The sequence below is a fragment of the Rhizobium sp. YTUHZ044 genome, from assembly GCF_051123975.1.
Lineage (GTDB): Bacteria > Pseudomonadota > Alphaproteobacteria > Rhizobiales > Rhizobiaceae > Rhizobium.
In genome coordinates this window covers 90799-113005 of record NZ_CP101429.1, presented here as the reverse complement: position 1 = coordinate 113005, position 22207 = coordinate 90799, and the positions used below count along the sequence as shown (strand labels likewise).

17 protein-coding genes and 6 pseudogenes are annotated in these 22207 nt (G+C 59.5%); 13 read left to right on the top strand and 10 right to left on the bottom strand.

What is annotated here, in order from left to right; all coding sequences use genetic code 11:
- Window positions 1-30: 30 nt before the first annotated feature.
- From NL154_RS28370 to NL154_RS28340, 7 genes and pseudogenes are all read left to right on the top strand, one after another.
- A pseudogene (locus tag NL154_RS28370) lies at window positions 31-636 on the top strand (AAA family ATPase); the annotation flags it as partial.
- 25 nt (window positions 637-661) lie between these two features.
- Window positions 662-2167, top strand: a complete 1506-nt coding sequence (gene nifE, locus NL154_RS28365; protein ID WP_434734553.1) for a nitrogenase iron-molybdenum cofactor biosynthesis protein NifE — start codon at window positions 662-664, stop codon at window positions 2165-2167.
- A complete protein-coding gene (nifN, locus tag NL154_RS28360) occupies window positions 2164-3546 on the top strand; it encodes a nitrogenase iron-molybdenum cofactor biosynthesis protein NifN (RefSeq protein WP_430961207.1) in 1383 nt (460 codons plus the stop codon). Before nifE ends, nifN begins: the two co-directional genes overlap by 4 nt.
- A 31-nt stretch (window positions 3547-3577) precedes the next feature.
- Window positions 3578-3784: pseudogene (locus tag NL154_RS28355) on the top strand (4Fe-4S binding protein); the annotation flags it as partial.
- A 276-nt stretch (window positions 3785-4060) separates the two neighbouring features.
- Window positions 4061-5163 (top strand): IS3 family transposase gene (locus tag NL154_RS28350; RefSeq protein ID WP_430961217.1). Its coding sequence is split into 2 segments (ribosomal slippage): window positions 4061-4322 and window positions 4322-5163, totalling 1104 coding nucleotides; the frame shifts between segments, so codons are not numbered across the junction.
- 319 nt (window positions 5164-5482) lie between these two features.
- Window positions 5483-5710 carry a hypothetical protein gene (locus NL154_RS28345; RefSeq protein ID WP_434734552.1) on the top strand — a complete coding sequence of 76 codons (228 nt, stop codon included), beginning with the start codon at window positions 5483-5485 and terminating at the stop codon, window positions 5708-5710.
- A gap of 65 nt (window positions 5711-5775) precedes the next feature.
- On the top strand, window positions 5776-6771 hold the full coding sequence (locus tag NL154_RS28340; protein ID WP_434734551.1) for an IS30 family transposase: 996 nt from the start codon (window positions 5776-5778) through the stop codon (window positions 6769-6771).
- A 99-nt stretch (window positions 6772-6870) separates the two neighbouring features.
- Here NL154_RS28340 and NL154_RS28335 read toward each other — a convergent pair whose 3' ends face one another.
- Together NL154_RS28335 and NL154_RS28330 are read right to left on the bottom strand one after the other, a co-directional pair.
- Complete coding sequence (locus NL154_RS28335) at window positions 6871-7608, bottom strand: hypothetical protein (protein ID WP_434734550.1); 738 nt, start codon at window positions 7606-7608, stop codon at window positions 6871-6873.
- Between the two features lie 388 nt (window positions 7609-7996).
- The gene (locus NL154_RS28330) at window positions 7997-9160 is read right to left on the bottom strand and encodes an IS110 family transposase (protein ID WP_430961210.1); all 1164 of its coding nucleotides are present in this window, start codon (window positions 9158-9160) and stop codon (window positions 7997-7999) included.
- Between the two features lie 229 nt (window positions 9161-9389).
- Here NL154_RS28330 and NL154_RS28325 point away from each other — a divergent pair, with 229 nt between their 5' ends.
- Both NL154_RS28325 and NL154_RS28320 read left to right on the top strand, forming a co-directional pair.
- Window positions 9390-9587: a hypothetical protein gene (locus tag NL154_RS28325; protein WP_430962022.1), complete on the top strand. Its 198-nt coding sequence runs from the start codon at window positions 9390-9392 to the stop codon at window positions 9585-9587.
- 702 nt (window positions 9588-10289) lie between these two features.
- Window positions 10290-11138: a DUF932 domain-containing protein gene (locus NL154_RS28320; RefSeq protein ID WP_430961200.1), complete on the top strand. Its 849-nt coding sequence runs from the start codon at window positions 10290-10292 to the stop codon at window positions 11136-11138.
- Window positions 11139-11317: 179 nt separating this feature from the next.
- On the opposite strand, the gene NL154_RS28315 is transcribed toward NL154_RS28320, so the two are convergent.
- From NL154_RS28315 to NL154_RS28305, 3 genes and pseudogenes are all read right to left on the bottom strand, one after another.
- The gene (locus NL154_RS28315; RefSeq protein WP_430961201.1) at window positions 11318-12295 is read right to left on the bottom strand and encodes an antitoxin Xre/MbcA/ParS toxin-binding domain-containing protein; all 978 of its coding nucleotides are present in this window, start codon (window positions 12293-12295) and stop codon (window positions 11318-11320) included.
- A 2119-nt stretch (window positions 12296-14414) separates the two neighbouring features.
- Window positions 14415-15443 carry an IS110 family transposase gene (locus tag NL154_RS28310; protein WP_430961170.1) on the bottom strand — a complete coding sequence of 343 codons (1029 nt, stop codon included), beginning with the start codon at window positions 15441-15443 and terminating at the stop codon, window positions 14415-14417.
- Window positions 15444-15911: 468 nt separating this feature from the next.
- Window positions 15912-16074, bottom strand: a pseudogene (locus NL154_RS28305) (transcriptional regulator); the annotation flags it as partial.
- Between NL154_RS28305 and NL154_RS28300 the strand changes: the two are divergent.
- From NL154_RS28300 to NL154_RS28290, 3 genes and pseudogenes are all read left to right on the top strand, one after another.
- Window positions 16064-16304, top strand: a pseudogene (locus NL154_RS28300) (aldehyde dehydrogenase family protein); the annotation flags it as partial. The pseudogenes NL154_RS28305 and NL154_RS28300 overlap by 11 nt on opposite strands.
- Before the next feature lie 333 nt (window positions 16305-16637).
- Window positions 16638-17123: a transposase gene (locus NL154_RS28295; protein WP_430961171.1), complete on the top strand. Its 486-nt coding sequence runs from the start codon at window positions 16638-16640 to the stop codon at window positions 17121-17123.
- Between the two features lie 110 nt (window positions 17124-17233).
- Entirely contained in the window at window positions 17234-17827 is a 594-nt protein-coding gene (locus NL154_RS28290; RefSeq protein WP_430961172.1) for a hypothetical protein, read from the top strand.
- 776 nt (window positions 17828-18603) lie between these two features.
- On the opposite strand, the gene NL154_RS28285 is transcribed toward NL154_RS28290, so the two are convergent.
- Together NL154_RS28285 and NL154_RS28280 are read right to left on the bottom strand one after the other, a co-directional pair.
- Entirely contained in the window at window positions 18604-19038 is a 435-nt protein-coding gene (locus NL154_RS28285; RefSeq protein ID WP_430961173.1) for a DoxX family protein, read from the bottom strand.
- A 28-nt stretch (window positions 19039-19066) separates the two neighbouring features.
- Window positions 19067-19675 (bottom strand): FMN-dependent NADH-azoreductase, encoded by a 609-nt coding sequence (locus NL154_RS28280; RefSeq protein ID WP_430961174.1) that lies wholly within the window; start codon window positions 19673-19675, stop codon window positions 19067-19069.
- 114 nt (window positions 19676-19789) lie between these two features.
- Between NL154_RS28280 and NL154_RS28275 the strand changes: the two genes are divergently transcribed.
- Window positions 19790-20722 carry a LysR family transcriptional regulator gene (locus NL154_RS28275; protein ID WP_430961175.1) on the top strand — a complete coding sequence of 311 codons (933 nt, stop codon included), beginning with the start codon at window positions 19790-19792 and terminating at the stop codon, window positions 20720-20722.
- Window positions 20723-20802: 80 nt separating this feature from the next.
- Here the strand turns inward: NL154_RS28275 and NL154_RS28270 are convergent, their stop codons facing one another.
- From NL154_RS28270 to NL154_RS28260, 3 genes and pseudogenes are all read right to left on the bottom strand, one after another.
- Window positions 20803-21279 carry an Lrp/AsnC family transcriptional regulator gene (locus NL154_RS28270; RefSeq protein WP_430961176.1) on the bottom strand — a complete coding sequence of 159 codons (477 nt, stop codon included), beginning with the start codon at window positions 21277-21279 and terminating at the stop codon, window positions 20803-20805.
- A 121-nt stretch (window positions 21280-21400) separates the two neighbouring features.
- A pseudogene (locus NL154_RS28265) lies at window positions 21401-21544 on the bottom strand (diaminopropionate ammonia-lyase); the annotation flags it as partial.
- Window positions 21545-21785: 241 nt separating this feature from the next.
- Window positions 21786-21995 (bottom strand): annotated as a pseudogene (locus NL154_RS28260) (aminopeptidase P family N-terminal domain-containing protein); the annotation flags it as partial.
- Window positions 21996-22207 lie beyond the last annotated feature (212 nt).

The window sequence follows — 22207 nt, the reverse complement described above, 5'->3', positions numbered from 1 at the left end:
TTGCGCGATAGATGAAAGAAGGAAAGCAACATGGCAGGTCTGCGTCAAATCGCATTCTACGGCAAAGGTGGTATCGGCAAGTCCACCACCTCTCAAAATACGCTCGCGGCCCTAGTCGATCTCGGGCAGAAAATCCTTATCGTGGGCTGCGATCCCAAGGCCGACTCCACCCGCCTCATCCTGAACTCGAAGGCGCAGGACACGGTCCTGCATCTCGCGGCAAAGGAAGGTTCGGTGGAAGACCTCGAGGTGGAGGACGTGCTGAAGGTCGGTTACAAAGGCATCAAATGCGTAGAGTCGGGCGGCCCCGAGCCGGGCGTCGGTTGCGCCGGGCGCGGCGTCATCACGTCGATCAACTTCCTGGAAGAAAACGGCGCCTACGATGATGTCGACTACGTCTCCTACGACGTGCTCGGCGACGTGGTGTGCGGCGGCTTCGCGATGCCCATCCGCGAAAACAAGGCCCAGGAAATCTACATCGTAATGTCCGGCGAGATGATGGCACTCTATGCCGCCAACAACATCGCTAAGGGGATCCTGAAATACGCCCACTCGGGCGGCGTGCGGCTTGACGGGCTGATTTGCAATGAGCGACAGACAGACCGCGAACTCGATCTCGCCGAGGCACTCGCGGCCTCCGATGGACTGGGAGAATGGCGTAATGCAATCGCCCACTGCTAAAATCCAGGATGTTTTCGACGAGCCCGGCTGCGAGATAAATCGAGCCAAAGATGACAAGGCGCGCAAAAAGGGCTGTTCGAAACCGCTAACCCCCGGCGCGGCAGCCGGAGGCTGCGCCTTCGATGGTGCCAAGATTGTGCTGCAGCCAATCACCGACGTCGCACATCTCGTTCATGCACCGCTCGCCTGCGAGGGCAATTCCTGGGACAATCGCGGCGCGGCTTCGTCCGGAGCAACCCTTTGGCGTAGAAGCTTCACGACCGACCTCACCCAGCTCGACGTGGTGATGGGGCAAGGCGCGCGGAAGCTTTTCAGAGCAATCCGCGAGATTAAGGAGGCGCATGCGCCGTCGGCGATCTTCGTATATTCGACTTGCGTGACGGCACTGATTGGCGACGATATCGAAGCCGTCTGCAAGTGCGCAGCAGAAAGGTTCGACTTGCCGGTGGTGCCGGTCAATGCACCCGGCTTCGCCGGTTCCAAGAACCTTGGTAACAAGCTTGCGGGCGAGGCATTGCTTGATCATGTCATCGGTACGGTGGAGCCGGACGACGTCGGTCCTTACGACATCAATGTCCTTGGCGAATTCAACCTCTCCGGTGAGTTCTGGCTGGTGGCGCCGCTGCTTGATCGGCTAGGCATCCGGGTGCGCGCCTGTATTCCTGGCGACGCGCGTTTCCGCGATGTCGCCTCAGCGCACCGCGCCCGCGCAGCCATGTTGGTGTGCTCGACGGCACTCATCAATCTTGCCCGCAAGATGGAGGAGCGCTGGGGTATCCCGTTCTTTGAGGGCTCATTTTACGGCATCAGCGACACTTCAGAAGCTCTCAGGCAGATCGCCAAACTCCTGGTGGCGAAGGGCGCCAATCCAGATCTCATCGAGCGCACCGAGGCCCTGATCGGTGAGGAGGAGGCGATTGCGTGGAAAAGACTTGAGGTATATCGCCCCCGGCTCCAAGGCAAGCGCGTACTCATCAACACCGGCGGTGTGAAGTCCTGGTCGCTTGTAAATGCATTGACGGAGATCGGCGTCGAGATCGTTGGCACCTCCGTCAAGAAATCGACAGTCGAAGACAAGGAGCGGATCAAGCAGATCCTCAAGGATGAAAGCCACGTGTTTGAATCAATGTCGCCACGCGAGCTTTACGATATGCTCTCAGAAAAGAAGGTCGACATTATGCTGTCGGGCGGGCGCACGCAATTCATAGCGCTGAAAGCCAAGACGCCCTGGCTCGATATCAATCAGGAGCGTCAGCACCCCTACGCCGGCTATGACGGCATAGTGGCGCTCGTTCGCCAGATCGACCTCGCCATTCATAACCCGATGTGGTGTCAAGTGCGCGAGCCGGCACCGTGGGAATACCAACCTACAGTGAAGGAAGAACTGCCTTGTAGGCAGGGCAAAGTCGAGGTCGCCCACCCCATCGCGGAAGTGGCCACACAACAGCCGCCGACGGCTTCGGCGCCCCTTGAGGAAAGCCGATGAAGCGCGTTCTTCCTCAAACCAAATCGGCAGCGGTCAATCCGCTAAAGTCGTCTCAACCGCTCGGCGCCGCTCTCGCTTTTCTTGGGGTCCGCGGTGCCATACCGTTGTTCCATGGCAGCCAAGGCTGCACGAGCTTCGCCTTGGTCCTTCTGGTACGTCATTTCAAGGAAGCCGCTCCTTTGCAAACAACGGCGATGGACGAAGTGGCGACGATCCTCGGCGGCATGGACCATCTGGAGGAGGCGATCCTCAACCTCAAGACGCGCACGAACCCGGAACTGATCGGGGTCTGTACCACGGCGCTGGTCGAAACCCGAGGCGAAGATTTCGCAAGGGATGTCGAAAAAGTCAAGTTGTTGCGCGCGAAAGAACTTGCAGGCACGCACATCGTGCTGGCCAACACCCCGGATTTCGAGGGCGCGATCGAGGAGGGCTGGGCTAACGCTGTCAGCGCTATGATCCAAAGAGTTACACTGAGTGGTCAGCAGGCGAGGCAGCCAAAGAAGGTCGCGATTTTGCCGGGCTGGAATCTGACTGTCGCTGACATCGAGCATTTGCGCGAGACGGTGGAAAGCTTCGGCCTCAAACCGGTGATTCTGCCCGATCTTTCCGATTCCCTCGACGGTACCGTGCCTGACGGCCGTTGGGTGCCGACCACCTATGGCGGCATCGACGTCAAGAACATCGAAGAGCTTGGAACGGCGGTGCAGTGCATTCCAATCGGCGAGCATATGCGCGGTCCGGCGGAGGTGCTGCAGAGACTGACCGGAGTGCCTTACACGCTGTTCCAGACCCTTACAGGGTTGAAGGACGCCGATCGGTTTGTCTCGCTGCTTTCCGCAATTTCCGGTGCGCCGGCGCCAGCGAAAATCCGCCGGCGCCGCGCTCAGCTACAGGACGCGTTGCTCGACGGGCATTTTTATTTCAGTGGCAAGAAGATTGCCATTGCCGCCGAGCCCGACCAACTCTATCAGCTCGCCACGTTCTTCACCGGCATGGGCGCAGAAATTCGGGCAGCCGTCACTACGACCGGCACCTCGAAAATACTCGAGAAAGTGCCTGCCGATCCGGTTCAGGTCGGTGATCTTGGCGACCTCGAGGGGCTTGCCGGGGGCGCTGATCTTCTCGTCACCCATTCGCATGGACGACAAGCGGCCGAGCGCCTGGGCATTCCGCTCATGCGCGTTGGCTTCCCAATCTTCGACCGACTCGGCAGCCAGCACAAGCTCACGACGCTCTATCATGGGACGCGCGACCTGATCTTCGATGCCGCCAACATCTTCCAGGCCGACCAGCACGCGCCAACGCCTCGATCACTCGATCCATTCCGCAACCGAGAAATGACAGATGAACGACGCCCGTCGCCTATCGCTCGTTAATGACGAAGTTCACTCACCGACGCCGCAAATCGAGGTATGCTCGCGCGACGTCATGCATCTTTACGGCGTTTGACGACGCGGTGAAATCCTCGGCATCTGTGACGACGAGGACGATGAGCTCGATCGCGTGATCATGTTGGTGGACAATGGGCGGCGCTGCATCGGCTGTGGAGCTTGTGCCCGCGTCTGTCCGAAGAACTGCGAGACCCACGCTGCAGCTGACACGATCGCTGCTTGAGTTGTATCTTTTGGCGCCTGCTGTTGTTCCCGTGCGCTCCCCACCGGCGGTCTACCTCGTCTCGCATTAAATTTCGGACTTCGGTTTCTGCGTCTCGATGCGCGCACCGGCAAGACCGAGTTCGACCAGTACGTGACGAACATCCAGCACCCCGATGTCAAGACGAAGCGCATCTCGCTTCGGGATGACCTGCCACTGATCTGAACGCTTCAAACTGGACCAGTTTTGGTTAGAGTTTCCGGTGCATTTTCCTGGCTGGGAAAGGAACGGAAGACGATGAAGGCATCGCAGTTTTCGGACGCCCAGAAGGCGTTCATTCTGAAGCAAGGCGACGAAGGTGTGCCCGTTGCAGAGATCTGCCGCAAGGCGGGGATCAGCCAGGCGACCTATTTCAACTGGAAGAAAAAATATGCCGGCATGTTGCCGCCGGAGATGAAGAAGCTGAAGCAGCTCGAGGACGAGAATTCGCGGCTGAAGAAGATTGTCGCGGACCTGACGCTCGATCGTGAGATGCTGCAGGACGTCATTCGCCGAAAGCTCTAAGGCCTGCTCGCAAGCGGGAGATGGTGAAGGGCATGTGCCGGGATTGGGCGATCTCGATCCGGCGTGCCTGTGGGGCGCTGAACTTCGATCGGTCAACCTACCACTACACCTCTCGTCGTGCCGATCAGGCCGGTCTGGAACGTCGTATCCGTGAGATCTGTGAGACCCGTGTCCGCTACGGTTATCGTCGTGTGCAGGTACTGTTGGAACGCGAGGGTTGGGGTACCAACATCAAGCGGACCTACCGCATTTACAGGGACTTGGGCCTGCAATTGCGTAATAAGACACCGAAACGCCGGGTCAAAGCCAAGCTGAGGGAAGGTCGGCAAATGGCAGTCGGTCCGAACGATGTCTGGGCTATGGACTTCGTTCACGACCAACTCGCGACCGGCAAGAAACTGCGGGTGCTCACGGTGGTGGATACCTTCTCACGCTATGTGCCGGTGCTCGATCCGCGTCACAGCTATCGAGGTGAAGATGTCGTGCAAACCTTGGAACGAGTATGCCGGAACGTTGGCTATCCCAAGACGATCCGTGTCGATCAGGGGACCGAGTTCGTGTCTCGCGATCTCGATCTCTGGGCCTATGCTAAGGGCGTCACGTTGGACTTCTCACGCCCTGGAAAACCGACCGACAACGCCTTTATAGAAGCGTTCAACGGCCGCTTCCGCGCCGAATGCCTGAACCAACACTGGTTTCTGACCCTTGCGGATGCCCGCGAAAAGATGGAGGATTGGCGTAGATACTATAACGAAGAACGGCCTCATGGCGCGATCGGCAACAAGGTGCCGATATCGCTGATAAATTCGGGAAGCGCAACCAGCCCGCCTCCCTGAAAGAAGCCGGAAAACTCCAGCCTTCGCTGGTCCAACGTTTGGGGGCGGTTCAAAAACCGCCGAGGCTCTAATCGCAGCCGGATGAAAATTCAGTGGCAGGTCAGGGAGAACAAGTTCGTCAAATGCGGGGACGATGCGGATCCGGAACGCGACAATTTCCCTTGGTACTATTCCGATACCGCCAGTGGGTCGTCCGGTGCGGCCGCATTCACGGATGCCTAGCAGGTGGTGTGCTTGCATCATGCGGGTGTTCCGGTCGCCGGATGGTCGACGGCGAGGAACACTGGGTGCTGACCAACAAAACCAACGCGTTGCTAAAATGACCGTCGAGAAAGTGCACTGGCTGGCGAATGAAGGCGTCCGCATTTCCAAACTCATTGCTGACATCCAACAGCAGGTCGCCGCCCCCGGCTTCGCACGCTCCACGCTGGTCGACGATCTCATCACTGACGCGACCGGGGCGAAACCGTTTGCCGGCCCTCCCGTTTCCGTTTTCCAGCCGCCTGGTTGTCCCATAATTCAAGTTATGCCAGATGTTATAACATAGCGGGGCACATTCTATCTCGAACTGCAACAAAGGCGCTAAGCTGCCTGCTTTTCGGGAGCCATGGTTTGATCCGTACCTTTTCGCATTTGAGTTTTGACGAACGCCGATCGATTTCCAGGATGTTGGATCAGAAGTTTAGCCGGTCTGAGATCGCCAGACGCCTCGGCCGGGACCGCGCGACCATCTCCCGGGAGATCAAACGCAACTACTGGCACGATCAGGAATTCCCCGATGCCGAGGGCTACTGGGCGATGACCGCCAACGACATGGCGCGCGACAGGCGCCGGCGGATCGGCAAGCTCTTTCGTCGCGAGGATCTGCGGAACGAAGTGATCGGAAAGTTGGAATCCGGCTGGTCGCCGGAACAGATTGCTGGACGACTGAAGATCGAACCAGCGGCCAAGGCAAGCGTCTGTCACGAGACGATCTACCGATATGTCTATTCACCGGAAGGACAACGGCAGCAACTGGCGCGGCTTCTTCCGGAACGGCGGAGAAAGCGCCGGCCGAGATATGCTCGCAAACCGCAGAACCCGGTCTTTCCAGATGAGCGTTCGATCAAACATCGGCCGGAAGCCATCAACGATCGCAAGGAATTCGGTCACTGGGAAGCCGATCTGATGATCTTCGAAAGGGTTCAGGGCAATGCCAATGTGGCAACGGTTGTCGAGCGGATGAGCCGGTTCACCATGCTGTTCAAGAACAACGACCGGCAGTCCAAGCCGATCATGGAGCGGCTCATCAACGTGCTCAGCCCCCTGCCCAGGCATGCCCGGCAAAGTTTGACGTTTGATCGCGGATTTGAATTCGTCTCCTGGCGGCGACTGAAGCAAGGAATGGGAACCGATGCATGGTTCTGCGATCCGTCTGCGCCCTGGCAAAAAGGCTCCGTTGAGAACATGAATCGGCGGATTCGGCGTTACCTGCCGAGGGATACTGCTGTCCTGTCCGTTCCTGATGAATCGATACGATCACTGATCGATCGGTTGAACAGTACGCCGAGAAAATGCCTTGGGTTCCGCACCCCAGCTGAAGTGTTCAGGCGTGAAGTGAACAAATGACGGCAAGCCGGGGCGGAGGACGGATTTCATGAATGATCCTGCGGTGATTGCGCGGCGAGAGAAAGTGTTATTAGGCAGCCAGCGGCAGAATAGAGATCGTCAATGCACGCCGATATCGCTTTGCGTATCCGATTCCAACTGCAGGCAAGCTGCCCAAAGTGGCGTCTTGTGGAAGGATCCATCCTGCAGAAGAGTGAGCCCCTCTCGTGCCTCGTAGAGCAAGCCGAGCCAGCATAAGCGTTGGAAGACGCCATACTGAAGATCGGATTTCAACTCCCAGGCTTCTATGGTCATTTCGGTGTCCGACAAAGGCGTCAGGTCTGGATAGAGGATTTTCACAACGTCCATTGGCGTGCAACCTTCTCTGGCCTTGATATTGAGAAGATTGAGGAACATGCGCCACCAGCGTAACCGCGCTCGGACCTCCTCTTCCCGCTCGGTGGCGTGGACATAGGAATAGAGATAATCCGTGGCGACCAGATCGAAGAAGGCTTGCGGGTTCACCAAAAACTCCCGGCCGCGTCTGGTTGGCAGCAGCACATCCTTTTTCCGGCGAAGAAGCTTCAGATGACGGGCCATATCGCACACGACCCAAAGCGGCGGCATGTCGCTTTCATTGAGCACCTTGTTCATGCTGTAGAGGTCCTCGGCTGTGAATCCTGGCCAGAGGAAGTGCACAGCGGCCCAATGCACGAACTTGCGGTTCATGGCGCCGGTCGCCGTCAATCCTATGCCACCCTCACCGTCAGCATAGGCAACCGAAAGAAGCATGCCGCGAAGAAGTGGTGACAGCGCGGCGATGTCGACGTCACCTTGCAGGTTGATTTCCGGAAGCATCGTGCGGCTTTGATCCCCAACTGCGCAATGCAAGTCCCAGCGAGTATCGAGCGGTAAAAGAACAATTGCTAGTGAGAAAGCTCACATGAGGATTTCGCCGTCAAGATCAATCATAGTTTCATAGCGTGCCCCTTCGATTTCGTATCGAACCCATGGTCTGAGCCACCTTGCTTGACGCGGCACGTTTCCGTCACCGGTTCAAACTCACATACGGTCGCCGTTTTGTCCGGCAGCACCATTATCCCGCTTGCGTAGCGGCAAGGCTCAGGAGAACGGGACCAATCTAAAGCGCGGCATTTGAAGCCCGACTTTGCGGCGGTTCGCTCACCTGGATCCGCCAGGAGTGATCAGTCCTGGAAGATTTGTGTGTTCGGCAATTTTTTGGTCGTCAGGCGGTCTTCATGACAGCCCCCTCGATGACAACACCCGCAGTGACAAACTTCCACAGCGCGATAAGGAGTTTGCGCGCCAGGGCAACTATCGCGGCTTTCTTTAAGCGTCCACCATTCGACTGAACCCGATCCACAAACCAACGGCTGAGCGCTGATGCTGGCTGATTGCGTAGCCACAACCAAGACAGTTGAATCATCGTGGTGCGCAGCCGAGGGTTTCCTGCTTTTGAGACACCCTGTTCGTGGTCGATGGTCCCGCTCATCCATGGGGTCGGTGTCAAACCTGCATAGGCGGTCTGCCGCCGATTATCAAAATGCCGGGACAGGGCTTCGGTCCAAAGAACGGCGGCAAATTCAGCGCCAACACCCTTCAAGGACAGCAGCATCGCTGCGGGCGAGGTTGCCTCAACCGCTGGCTGCTCGGACGTCGATAGGAGAGAATTACGCTCGCTCTCCACTGCAGCGATCTGTTCTAGCAGCAACTCGAGACGGTCGAGTTCGCGATTGATTTGAGCCTTCAGGTGTTTCGGTAACTCGCGCCCATCTCCGGTCTGGAGCTCCTCCAGCCGCTGACGGCGATCCTTACGGAGCGGTTGATAGCCGCTGACGCCTTGAGCAAAGAGTAGCCCCTTCACGCGATTGACATGGCTGACCCGTTCAGCAATCAAAACTTTGCGTTCCCGGCAAATCCGACGCCGATCTTCGTCCTTCGGATCTGGCGCTCTGACCATCGCACATACGCGTGGCTCGCCGCGCTTGAACGCGAGCAATGTGCGCGTCAGAGCCTCTCCATCGATCTTGTCGGTCTTCGCACGCCGACGTCGACGGGAGGTAGCGATAGAAGCTGCGTCAACAACGTAACTCTCGACGCCGTGAGCCTCCAGCACGCGATGTATCCAGAAGCCGTCCAGTCCCGCCTCTTGGATCGTCACGATGGGAAATGACTTCCCTGTTCTCAACCGCGCCTTCTGTTGTAGCTGCTGAAAGCGATCCAGCAGCTCGCCGACATTGCCACCGGCCACTACGTGCTTCGACATCTTCTCGCCACTACCCGGCGACAGCGAAGTAACCAGCCAGGTCGATCGGCTTAGTTCCAATGACACAAAAATTGCGCCAAGATCAGTGCGGACAGCGGTTGGATGAATGGATGCAGGTTCCATAAACTGCTCCTCCTGAGCGAGTGTTTTGATGCAGCCTCACTCTGCCAGAGCATCGGCCGCTGTTCACTCCTCATGGGATCTAAAGCCGAAGGGGTGCGTCATCACCCGCCCCCGCTCCGACCTTTCAACCCGGCCCAGCCGGTCGGATCGGGGGCTGATCTCCCTGCCCTGTAGTAGCCTTTAAGCCCTTGTTGCATTTACATTAGAAGTCACACGCATCAGGAGGCTTATGAAAACATTGATGCTTTCGCCGCTTGAAAGGGCCTGCCTTCAATGGGTGTCCAAAGGCAGGACGGCCGTTGAGATCGCCCTGCTCGAGGGAAAAAGCGTCATCGAAATCGAACTTTGTCTCGGGCGGGCGCTGACCGCGCTTGGAGCGCAATCGATGATGGAGGCGCTTAAGAAGGCATCCGGCCCGGACACCTAGCAGCGCTGACGAGGCAGCGAGGCAAGAAATACTTTCAAACGTCGAGCAAAACCGCGGCCAGTCATCGAGACGTCCTGGCCAGGTTGCCGGTATCGACCCATTCTTCCCAAGGCCGCTGGCCCAACTCCGCCGGGTGGAAACGCCCGGCATTTTTTCTCATTCTCTCCAGCGAGCGCCCAAAGCCGGTTCATAGGCGTGCGACGATCGGAGCTGTTGCGCAGCAACTCACATGGGTTCCCGGCAAGGGCCTATAGCCATCAGAAGATATTTTGGTGGCGGCATCTTTGAGCCACCGCCCGTTTCAGGCGGCCGCGCTCTATACCCATGGCACGGAGCCAGCCTGCGGCCGTCTCCGCCGATTCCGGTAACGATCGCTTGTCCAGCGGCTGCTCACGCATCCGGTGTCGAGGCTCGTTCCGGCCCAACTTTGTTGTTTCCGCCCCTGACATCGCCGGCCGGGCCGGTCAAGCGGCCCGTGAAGCCGCTCCATCTTCCGCACCAGTCCGCAAGCGGACCCGAGAAGATCTCCCGCCTTCCGCGCCACGCCACTTGACAGTCCCGCCCGCCGCCGTGGGGCGGGCTTTCGCCCTCCCCCCTCTGTCCAAGGGAATGTCAGAGGCCATTCCCCCGGAAAGACGGGGAGGCTTCGCCCGAGGGGGGCTTGCCCTTCGGGGTGGCAGCGGGAAACTTTGGAGACAGACAATGAGCATCTACACCGACACCGCACGTTTCGACACCGGCCGCGCGCTGACCGAAACCGAAATGCGCCGCATCGCGCCGTTGATCTTTGCCGTGACCGCCCATGAAAGTCGGTCCGAGCGTTTCAAACCCATTCCGACCATCGAGGTGCTGCGCGGCCTCATGAACGAAGGCTTCATGCCGGTCGGCGCCAAGCAGTCGCGCAGCCGCACGGAAGGCAAGGCGGATTTTACCAAGCACCTCATTCGCCTGCGCCGCGTCGATGACGGCAAGGTTTACAACGTCGGGGACACTGTTTGCGAAATCCTGCTCAAGAATGCCAATGACGGCACGAGTGCCTACGAGCTTATGGCGGGGCTTTTCCGCGTCCGTTGCCTCAATTCCTTGGTGACGCAGACCGGCACCATCGACGCCATCAAGGTTCGCCATTCCGGAGATGTGCAGCACAAGGTCATCGAGGGCACCTATCGTGTTCTCGGCGAGGCAGAACGAACCCTTGCCGCTCCGCAGGATTGGTCGACCTTGCGGCTGAATCATGAGGAGGCCGACATTCTCGCGGACGCCGCCCATGTCTTGCGCTTCGGAGACAACGAAGGGGAGACCACGACGCCGATCAAGGCGCAACAGCTGCTTGTTCCCCGCCGTCACGACGACCGCGCCAATGATCTTTGGACTGTCTGGAATGTGGTTCAGGAAAACGCCATCAAAGGTGGGTTGCGCGGCGTCGGCCGTGACGATCTCGGCAGGCCACGCCGTGTGAAGTCCCGCGCCGTCAACGGCATCAATCAGGATATCAAGCTCAACAAGGCGCTCTGGCTGCTCGGCGAGAGGATGGCGGCGCTGAAGGCGTGAACAGGCAGGCAAATGCGCCCCCGAGAGAGGCGGCGCATTTGCCTTTCGTGTCAGCAGGTCATGAGCCGGACCGCCGATGCTTGCCGTGTGCCTGGCCCTTGCCGCATACGAGCGGTGCGGACCAGGACGAGGGATGCCCCAAAGCCTCATCCCTCATATTCCCTTCCCACCCATTGATTTCAGGAGTTGGAGGACAAATCATCCTGTTCGCCGGCCTTGTCGAGCTGCTCGCGGATATAGGCTTCGATATAGTGGAAGACCTCGACCGCGCCAGCATCCGTCTCGATCAGGTCGATCGGGCGAAGGTCGTCGAGATGCGCGTTCTCCCTGCGCGCCCATTTCAAAGTTTCGCCATCGGTGCGTAGCACCGGGCGGGCCATCTCCAGCATTTTCGCGAGGTGATGCGGCTTCGCATACCATGAGTGCGGTTTGACGCTGGCCCGCCGGCGCCCGGGGACAACTTCGGGCAATTGCGACGCCCGCAACTCATCCTCCGAGATATGCCGCCTGACCCAATGCGCAAGCTTGGCCAGCGACACGTTTGCCTCGCGTTCGAGATCTCCGCCCGCGCCGACTTTGCGCGTTGGGATCACCAAGCCGCGAACGATGTCGGGGCAACGCACCTCCAACATCTCCAGCGCCGGCACAAGGTCGGTGTCGTTGGTGACGAGCACCACCTGGTCGACGTCGCCGCTGAGCGCATCGTCATAGAGATGAAGTGCAAGATTCACATCCGACTGCTTCTCCTCGAGCTTCCAGACCTGAATCTTGTCGCAGTCGCGCGGCCAGCGTTTCGGATCGTCGGCGGGAACGATATGCTGGTTGGCCTTGTAGAGCGAATAGTGGCCCATCACGAAGGACAGCCTGCCACCGCAATGCGTCGTCAAGGCATTGTGATATTGGGCCTGCGAAGAAACCGAGTCCTCTCCCTTGGCCGCACTTTCGATGATCTTGGCCGTGAAATATTTGATCGCGCAGTCCGTATGCAGGGCCATCGTTGCCGGCTCGGCATCCGGCGCTGGACGGTAGAGGATCGACGGCAGGATTTGCGTTTCGAACAGGGAAAGAACGTCGAGCCATTTGAACGCCGTCTTGCGTAGGCAGCCGTAATAGAGATTATAGCCGTCGATATAGACGCGTGTTCGTAACGTCGGCAATCCTGCCCCCAAGACATAAAAAAACCGGCTTGCGCCGGCTTTTTACCCCAACCGCCCGGAGCCCATGTCTCTCAGGATGCTGGGTTAGTTGTTAGCTCTCAACATAGTGTCGAGTCGTCCTCCAGTCAACCGATATCGACGGCTCACCACGCGCTGAAACCGGCGATTTCGCCGAGAATTCAGCTAAATGGGCATTCTTCGGGAAATTCGCAATGGAATTTCAGGGTCCCTCGCAGGCGGTGAATCGGGAGGCGGGCCACCGCCCATACCGGTCGGCCGCGCTCTATGCCGATGGCACGGAGCCAGCCTGCGTCTGTCTCCGCCGATTCCGGTAACGATCGCTTGTCCAGCGGCTGCTCGCGCATCCGGTGTCGAGGCCCGGTGCGGGCCGCCTTGCTTGTTTGCGCCCATGACATCGTCGGCCGTTCGGATCAAGGGGCAGGCGCGGCAGAGCCGCTTGTCGCGCCGGCAAAAAAACGGCTTTCCGCCTTGAACTCGGCGGGATATGGAAGAAGAAGAACCAGAACGGCGGCGACTACTTCAGCCTCTCGGTCAGCACCGGCCACGGTAGGCTCAATGCCAATCTCGGGCGCTATCCCGGTCAGGACGATGAGGATTTGATGGCTGTCATCCCGTGGGATTGATCCTTCGATCGAAACACCGGCACTGCCCGAAGGGGACCGTTCCCCTTCGGCGCAACTGGCAGAGCCAGTGACCGCCGGCACCCGCGTCGAGCGGGCGCGCTGCGGTACGAGAGGAGCCCTGAACCCCTCCCCTCGTGCTTCCCTGCCCTCCCGAAAGAGATCGTGCTGATCGCAGCCATCTTGATGTTCGGCCGAAAGGGATTTTGCAGGTGGTGAGACCGTTTTCCAGCCGCAGCGCCGTGGGACGGCGCGGCCGCGGCCGCAGCGAGCCGCAGGCGAGCGAGCAGGCGGAGGAAACCCGCGCTCCCCAATTGCGCCGTAGGGTTTTCCGGAGCCTCGTGGGAAACGGTCACTTGCGCATGGATAGCAAACGCGCCCGACATCAAGACCCTTCTCCAGGACTTAGCACCCGCACCTTCGGTCATGGTCCCAAACTGCGTTGAACGACTTGGGACAGGACAAGGAGTCCCAGGGGCCGCCCCCATTCATCGAGCTCCCCTGCCCGCCCTGACCAAGCGGAGCGCAGCGAGCGGGGGCAGTCGGTCCCGGCTCTCCCTTCGGGTCGCTATGCTGAGCCTCCTGCGGCTGCCCTCTTTCCGCTCCCTGCGCGACGAGAATTCCCGAAATCCCGCCCTCGCGGTCGGCGCTATGCTGATTTCTCCGATACTCTTCATTGTCTCAGGACCGCGCCTGCTCGTTGCACGTCGCGGCGGCGCGGTCGGAGGGCTGTGTCTCCTGATCGGCTCTCCTCGGGCGCGGCGTTGTCGTCACGGAACCGACCTTCGGTTGGCTCGGAGCGCGGCGTTGACAGGAACGACCGCGCGTCTTGGGCTAACTCTTCTCGAGGAACCGGATGCCCTCTTCGGTAAGGCCGATGGAAGTCTGGCTTCCTCTGGTTGATTGATCTCAACGAGCTTGTAGTCGAGTAGGATCCGCAGGCGCCGCCACGGCATATCGAGCTCCTCACCACGCACAATGATAGCGAGGTCAGCGAGAGCGTCTTCGCGTTGCTCCACTGTCATCGGCGGAACGTCATGCTAGTCTCTTGTTTCCATTGATCAACTCCGGCTCGTTGCCTTCTCGTTGTGGTCGTAGGCGACACCGCCCGTACCGGTCGGCCACGCTCTATGCCGATGGCACGGAGCCGGCCTGCGTCCGTCTCCGCCGATCCCGGTAACGATCGCTTGTCCAGCGGCTGCTCGCGCATCCGGTGTCGAGGCCCGGTGCGGGCCGCCTTGCTTGTTTGCGCCCATGACATCGTCGGCCGTTCGGATCAAGGGGCAGGCGCGGCAGAGCCGCTTGTCGCGCCGGCAAAAAAACGGCTTTCCGCCTGCGGCAGAACCTTCCGTTTTTTCCCCGTCACGACCCCTTGACCCGCCCGATGCATTCCCAGCCCCACTCTCACCGATCTTCGTCCTTCCGTTCGCTGACCTCCTCACACGCCGACGATCCGTCCTGACTTCAGCTCAGCCATCTTACGCTGCCGCCAGAGCGGAATCCTTGTAATCTTCGTTCTTGGTCATCATTGCCCAGATGGATCGAGCCATTTTGTTGGCGAGGGCGATCGCAACGAGCATACGAGGTTTGCGCGCCAGCATCCGTGCCAGCCACGAGTTCTCAGGTGGGGCTTTCCGGCATGCCCATCGAATGACGGTCATCGCGCCGATGATAAGAAGCCGACGGATGTCGCGTTGTCCCATCTTCGATGTTCTGCCGAGCACCTGCTTTCCTCCGCTCGAATGCTGTTTTGGCACCAAGCCGAGCCAGGCCGCAAAATCTCGTCCTCTTCTGAAGGTCACCATGGTGGGCGCGAAAGCCTCGACTGCCATTGCCGTAATCGGTCCCATTCCGGGCATGGACATAAGGCGGGCGGTGCTCTGCGAACGCTTCGCTTCCGATCTGAGCGCCTTTTCCAGCGATGCGATCCGAGAAGAGAGCACTCCTATCTGGTCCAGATACAGTCGAGCGGTCTCCACAACGATAAGGTCGAGGCCCGTGTCGTGATCTTCAACAATCTCCGCCAGCAACGCCAGGCTCGCAATTCCCTGCGGTGCGATGACACCATGCTCGGCCAGATGTGCTCGAAGGGCATTGATAAGCTGCGTTCGCTGACGGACGAAGAGGTCCCGCGTCCGGAAGAGCATGGAGCAGGCCTGCTGCGGTTCAGACTTCGGAACGACAAAGCGCATCGACGGCCGGGTCGCTGCTTCCACGATCGCTTCCGCGTCGGCAGCATCATTCTTCTGTCGTTTGACGAAAGGCTTCACGTAAGCCGGCGGGATCAATCGAACCTCGTGGCCAAGCTTGCCGATCTCACGCGCCCAGTAATGCGCTGTGGCACAGGCCTCCATCGCGACCGTGCATTTGGGCAGTTCCGTAAAGAAGGTGACCACCTGGCCGCGAGACAGCTTTCTGCGCAAGACCAAACTTCCATCGCTTCCTGCGGCATGAACCTGAAACACCCGCTTTGCAAGGTCCAGGCCGACGATGCTAACTTCCTTCATGGATGCTCTCTCCTCTAAGTGACGTTCTGGCGAACATCACTCAGGCACATTGCAATGCCGTCGGAGGGGGCATCCACTCCATCAGTTCTCAGTGGCAATCAACAGACTGGCGTTCGACTTAGGGATTTAGCGGATCTAAGAGCTTTCGGGCATATCTCTGCATACACGAGAGAAACCAGTTACTTCAGCACGATCTTTCACTGAAACCGCCTCGAGGTCTCTCCGAGTTGGCATCTGCGAAACAATTCTCCCTCCTCTATTTTTATCCTCATCATTAGAGGCAACGGTGATCTCGCAGACAAGAACAGTTTGCATATTGCGGCCATCTGATTTCCAGATGGCCGAGGTCGTGGGAGGTAGCGGGGCTTCAGTCGAACTTCGGATAGGCAAGGGGATCAATTGCACAGTAACGACTCTCCGCATGACCGGCAGCCGCCTCTTGTTCAATTGACGCTAGCTTTTTCACGGTCAACGTCGGAGCCTGGGACGAACCCCAAGGACATCTCGGATAGAAAACTCGAGTGAATTCGCAGACACCGGGCAAGGTGGAGAGGATGTCGTTGTGAATACGCTCAAACGCGCCGGCATTCTCGACGTCCACACGCATGTAATCGGAACCACGCGCAGCCAATGACACGATCTACGGTCTTGCCGCCTATTTCTACGCCTCCAATCTCAAACGCGTCTGGAAAGTGGCCGAGGCGCTTGAATACGGCATGGTCGGCATCAACACCGGCCGTATGTCGTCGGAAGCAGCCCCCTTCGGCGGCGTCAAGCAGTCAGGGATCGGTCGCGAGGGAATCTCGGCACGGCCTCGAGGACTATCTCGAGATGAAGTATCCCTGCATGGGCGGGCTTTAGTCCGCGGGCCATGCTCATCAACGTCACAGATATCCAATGGATTCCGTGGCCGCGTCTTGCTCAATCAGTCAACTCCATTCCGTGACCTGAGTTGCTAGAAGAAGGTGAGTGGTGATCGCAGTGTCCCTTCCGCTTGGCGCATGAACCGCCTCGCTCATTCGGTTCCCACAGGTCACTGCGACGGCACCATCGAAGCCCGCCATTCGTTTCACCGGGGGAAGCGAAGATCTGCTGCAACGGTCGATCGAAACTTGTCGACGCGTAATCCAAACCGCATGCTGTTGACTCACCCCTTCAACCGTTTGAAAAGAAGTTTCCAACCGGGAGCTTACCATGGCGGACGAAGAAAATCTGGAACAGGCCCAGCCCTTGTCCAGGGCCGAGACCAGCGAGACGGCGCATCCCCCGAAGAGGCGCACATCATCGGCGAAGGGGAAACGTTTGTCTGCCGGCGCGAAAGCGAGCAAGGCTGGGCCGCCTGCGAACAGTGTGCGGCAGCGCCGTTACTCCGACAGCAAGCGCGCCGAAAAGCTCGCGCAGATCGAGGCGCGCGCATCGGCCGGCGACACCCTGAAGACGGCGATCAAGGACGCCGGGATTTCCGAGCAGACCTATTACCAATGGAAACGGACCGCCGGCGCGGTGGAGGCGCCCGCCGCCAAACCCCAGCCAGACGCCAGGGTCGAGCCCAGCGCCGGCGTCGATACTCTGGCGGACCTGGTCGCGCTCGAAGAGGAAAACAAGCGGCTGCGCCAGCAGCTCGCGGAAAAGCTTCGCGCTGAGAATGCCGAACTGCGCAAGCGGCTCGGTCTGGACTAGGCTGACAGGCTATACCGCCTGCGTTGCAAAAACGCACGCCTTTGCCTATCTGTGCGGCGAACCCCACGTGTCACGGGGTCACGTTCCTTCATTTCCGGATAAAGGTCTGTATGAAAGCAAGACGCAATTTCATTGTCGAATTCAAGTCGGGCCGGCGTCAGCAAAGAGGCCAAGGCGCCTCGATCTGGGGTGATACCGACCTCAAGGCGATCGCGCGTGCGGTGGAATCCGATCTGGCGGTGACCGGCGTTGGCGCTGACGCAGAGCTCGGTGCGGTGCGGCCATCACCTGCACCCCATCGATCCGAGTCCAGAATTCTCGAGACGATCGTGAAACCCGACGAACAACCGTCCGTGGCGGCCCTCGTGAAGGCGACGACCTCTGACTTGCCGACCCAGCCGGCGGATTTGCCACAACCATCAGCGAAAACGGATGACGCTGCAAACGTGCCAGTCCCCGTCCCCGCGCAAGAAGAGACAGCCCCCGCTGCTCCTATGAGGCGCCGCGCTGCCTTGAAAGCGATGGGGCCAAAAAAGAAAACGCCAGCCCGATCCGTTTCCGCGGGGATATCGCAGCAGGCTGGCGCAGAGGACCTCAACGCGCTCGAGGCCGAAAACCGCCGGCTGAAGGCGCTGTGGCGGGCGCATCTGTATGCGGAGAATGCTGAGCTTCGGAACATGTTGGCCCGCCTTTCCGCGATCTAACGCATCAAGACCCTTGCCGTTGACAAGGACGGTCGGCGATCCGGCAGACCGGAGCGATCGATGGCGCAGCGCCGCTCGCGGTCCCGGTTGCGCTCGCTAATGATCGACTGGTCAAAGGTTCAATTCGTTGCCGACGGTGCTGAAGCTCCCGTTTCGTGCCGCGGCCGCGACCTATCGGAGATGACGGAAGCCCATGTTGTACACCTGACCCATTGGTTTGGGAGCTAGTTGATTTCGTAGGGTTGATTGCATTCTTGCCATCGACCGAACAACAGGAGGGCCACCGCCGCGCCGTTGAGTTGCGCCTTAGTCCCAAACATCTCGCCGCTGAGTGAATGTGCCTTGGAGAGGACAAGGGGCCATCGGACGAGCCGATCGCCTCTTGTTTGCAGTGGCTCTGGCTTCGTATCAGGTATGGATGTCGATGGAGGATGCCTGCGATGATGTAGGCGTTGCCAGCCAGCGCCCACTCGATCAGCACCTGTCTTCTTGCTTGCGGCAGCACCCCTCCCAGCGGAAACTGGAGCCTTGGCGTGAGGAACTTAAATGCATTGCCTTTTGGGTCTGGAAGACTGCTCTAATCCAGTCCGTCCCTGTCACAGACGGCCATCGGCTCCGCCCCGTTGGCGACGATGATGCCGCGGGCTATGGCGTAGCAGGGTTCCTCCAGCACCAGGGAGCTTCCGGGGTCGATGAGGACCCGCGAACACAGGCCGATGGCCTGCTGCAAGCCGCTGACGACGCTTAGGGGACTGCTCCCTTTGAGGCGCGGTCCTCTACCGGCGCGGCGCGACGGGCGCCCGCTTGCCGCGGCCCCACAGGATGAAGGCCACGAGGGGAAGCAGGATGAAGTTTAGCGGCAGGGCGGCAAATTCGCCCCGCATGGCATGGAAGATGATTGCGCAGATTTGCAGCAGTGTGCAGCCAAGCGCCGCAAGCACGGTGAGGCGCGGCTGGATGCGGGTAAGAGCAGGCAAGAGGATGCCGATCCCACCCGCTACATCGATCAATCCGGTCAAGCGCAATAGCGATGGGTACTCGACCGGCCATTGGGTCTGCCACATAGCGGCCAGGGCCTCGGCGGGCATGAAGAGTTTCTGGAAACCGAACAGAATGAAGGCGGCGAACATCAGCGTTTGAACGCTCCAGAGGCTGATTTGCAGTACTTTCCCAGCTGGCTGGATGGGAGTGGAGACGGTGTTTGCTTGCATGGAAAGCTCCTGTTTCAGTAAAGCGGCTTCAGGCGGCGATACGAGCGATCCGCGCCCGCGCGGCGGTCACGGCATTTGCGGCGCCATCGGCGCCTCGGTTCACACCTTCGACACGGATCACCTCGACATCGGTGATGCCGATGAAGGCGAGCACTGACTTCAGGTAGGGCGTGGCATGATCAAGCGCTGCCGCCGGGCCTTCGGAGTAGATCCCGCCCGAGGCTAAGACGATGTAAGCCTTCTTGCCCTTGGCCAGTCCCTCGGGACCGCTAGCCGTATATTGGAAGGTCCTGCCTGCCCGGCCGATATAGTCGATCCAGGATTTCAGATTCGAGGTGATGTTGAAGTTAATGAAGGCGGTGCCGATTATCAGCGTGTCCGCCGCCAGAATCTCCGCCACCAGTTCATCTGACAGGCGGAGTGCAGCCGCTTCAGCAGCGTTCAGATCTTCGGCGGCTTTGTGGATTCCGGTCGTGAACCCACCATCCATATGCGGTAACGGGTTGGCGGCGAGGTCACGGTGAACAAGGGCGCCGGTAGGATTGGCTGCCCTTAGCCGTTCGGCAAGCTCGGCGGCGATCTGGGTCGAGAAGGAGCCGGGGCGCGGACTGGCGGTGAGAAGCAGGATGGATGACATGTGCAGTTCCCTTCGAAAGAATGCGGCAGGTGAATTAGCCATGATGTAAAGCTTGCTGGTCATCGGGAAAATCGGCATAAATTCGAACCAACATATCGATACGGTCGATGAGAGATGCAGCCGCACCCAACCTTGGATCAATTTCAGGTATTCCTTGCCGTAGTGGAGAAAGGCAGTTTCTCGGCGGCGTCCCGCGCGCTCAATCGCACGCAATCGGTCATTAGCTATACGATCGCCAATCTCGAGGCGCAGCTAGGAGTGGCGCTCTTCGGCCGTTCCGGGACGAAGCGGCCGCAACTTACAGAGGCTGGCAGGTCCGTTCTCGAGGATGCGCGCCGGTTGCTTGGGGATCTCGATTTGATGCGGGCGCGGGTGAAGGCGCTAAACGAAGGACTTGAGGGAGAGCTGCCCCTCGCCATCAGCAGCGCCGTGCCTTCAGACATCGTTGTCGCTGTGCTGCGCGCCTTCCGAAACCTGTACCCAACCGTGTCTGTGAATGTCACCGTCGGCACGCTCGGGATCGTGATGGATGCGGTCATTACCGGGAGGGCGACCGTCGGCTTCGGCGGCTTTATGGCGACGGGAAATCATCAGATCGTTTCCGAACGGATCGGCCATTCTGCGATGATACCCGTCGCAGCTCCGGACCATCCCCTTGGAATGCTGGACCGGACTATCAGCGTTGCCGACGTCAGGGACGAGACGCAGCTCGTGGTATACGACGCCTCTGGGCTGACAAAGGGACGCGACTTCAACGTCTTCTCACTCAAGACCTGGCGGGTCAGCGACAACGCGACCAAGCATCAGTTTATCCGCGGCGGATTGGGCTGGGGCGGGCTCCCGGCATCCCTGGTCAAGGGTGACATCGCCGATGGCCGCCTTGTCCGGCTTGCGTTTCCCGCTTTCGACCAGGGCGAGTATCCGATCTACGCCATTCACAATGTCGCCAACCCGCCGGGCCCTGCCGCGCGGTGGCTTACCACCGAGGTTCGCGCAAGGCTGTCCAGCGAATTCCACGGCTCGAATGGTGTCGGCACCGATCCGTGACAGCAGGTCCTCAGCGCTCGTGGTTACTCGAGTGCGTGACTGTTCTCTCGAAGAATACTCACCAGTCCGGAAATATAGGTTCAAACAGGAATTGGCCCATACGTCTTCACGTTCTCCATCGACACACAGGTGCGGAAACTTCTGACATTCCCACCTTCGAAGAAAAGGGTTCTTGTAAGCTCGTTGTATTCTGCCATGTCGCGGACGTTGAGGATGAGGATAAAGTCCATTTCCCCCGTCACATAATAGCACTGCTGGACCTGCGGACATTTGCTGAAACGCTCCTTCATCCCGTCGAGAAGGTCCAGCCTTTCGTTGTCGGTGGTGACATGGACAACAATCGTGAGCGGACGACCGATGGCCGTCTCATCCAAGACCGAAATATCGCTACGTATGTACTTCGCTTCACGCAGATGCTGCAGCCGCCGCGCCACCGCGGGCGGAGACAGGCCGATCTTGTCAGCGATGACCCGCTGAGGTGTCTGGTTGTCCTGCTGGACCAGCCGCAAGATTTTGAGATCGAACTCATCAAGGTCGGATGCGATAGTTCGAGCCACGAAAGTCTGCGCACCGACGACAAGGTGCTTCTCGGCACCGACGCTCCCAGTCTTGTGCGCCCCTATCTCAGACTGTGGCGCGACGAGACTGCCACTCCGCTGATCTCGCTTGATGAGGTCCTCCGGCGACCACCGGACGCTCGCGGAAGGCCAGTTTGCGCATCGCGCTCTTGGCCTCGTCTTCGGTCACTGTGACGAACGCGCTGGAGGTCGCATCCAGGATGCGCCAGGCAACCATTGAAGGGGTGTAGCACTCGAGCATCGCCTGGTTCGACGACGACCGTCTTGATGGCCTCGTGCCCTGTGGAGGCCTGGGTCCGCTGAGCACATCTGCTGGCTTCGATCCCACGATGTTTTCGTAGGAGGCCGGATCGGTCGCGCCCTCGGTGTTGATGAGCAGAACCCACGGAAATCCTGTTCCCGGTCGTCATGGGGCTTGCGGTGAAGAAGGGCAATGACGAGTGCTTCGGCCTTCTCTATGGCTAATGCCCGCACTGGCCCGGCTGGGCCTGCCAGGTGCGGATGTCCTTCATCCATGTCAGCGCCATCTCGGGCGCGCCGATCTCAGGGATGACGGCGACCGGATCGCCCTCAAGCGGAACGACCACGAACCACGGCCGGGTCGGGCTTTCCCAGAACTGGGAATCGAAGCCCGTGAAATAGCGGACGTTGGGCGGTGACGAGACGAGCAACGCGTCGAACTTGTGCCTGTGCATGATCTGGCGTGCGCGACCGCCACTTGCTTTCCCAAGCTGGAAACATGGCCGTAGGAGAAGGCGCTGAGAACGGCGCCTATCGCCAACCAGGTGCCCGCATGGAAGAGCGGCGACCAGGCCGGGGCTCCGACGAACGGCTCCAGCCGCCCTGTTTGCAGCAAGAGTTCGCTCAGGGGCGAGATCAGGCGGGTTGCCATGAGCCATCCGATGAG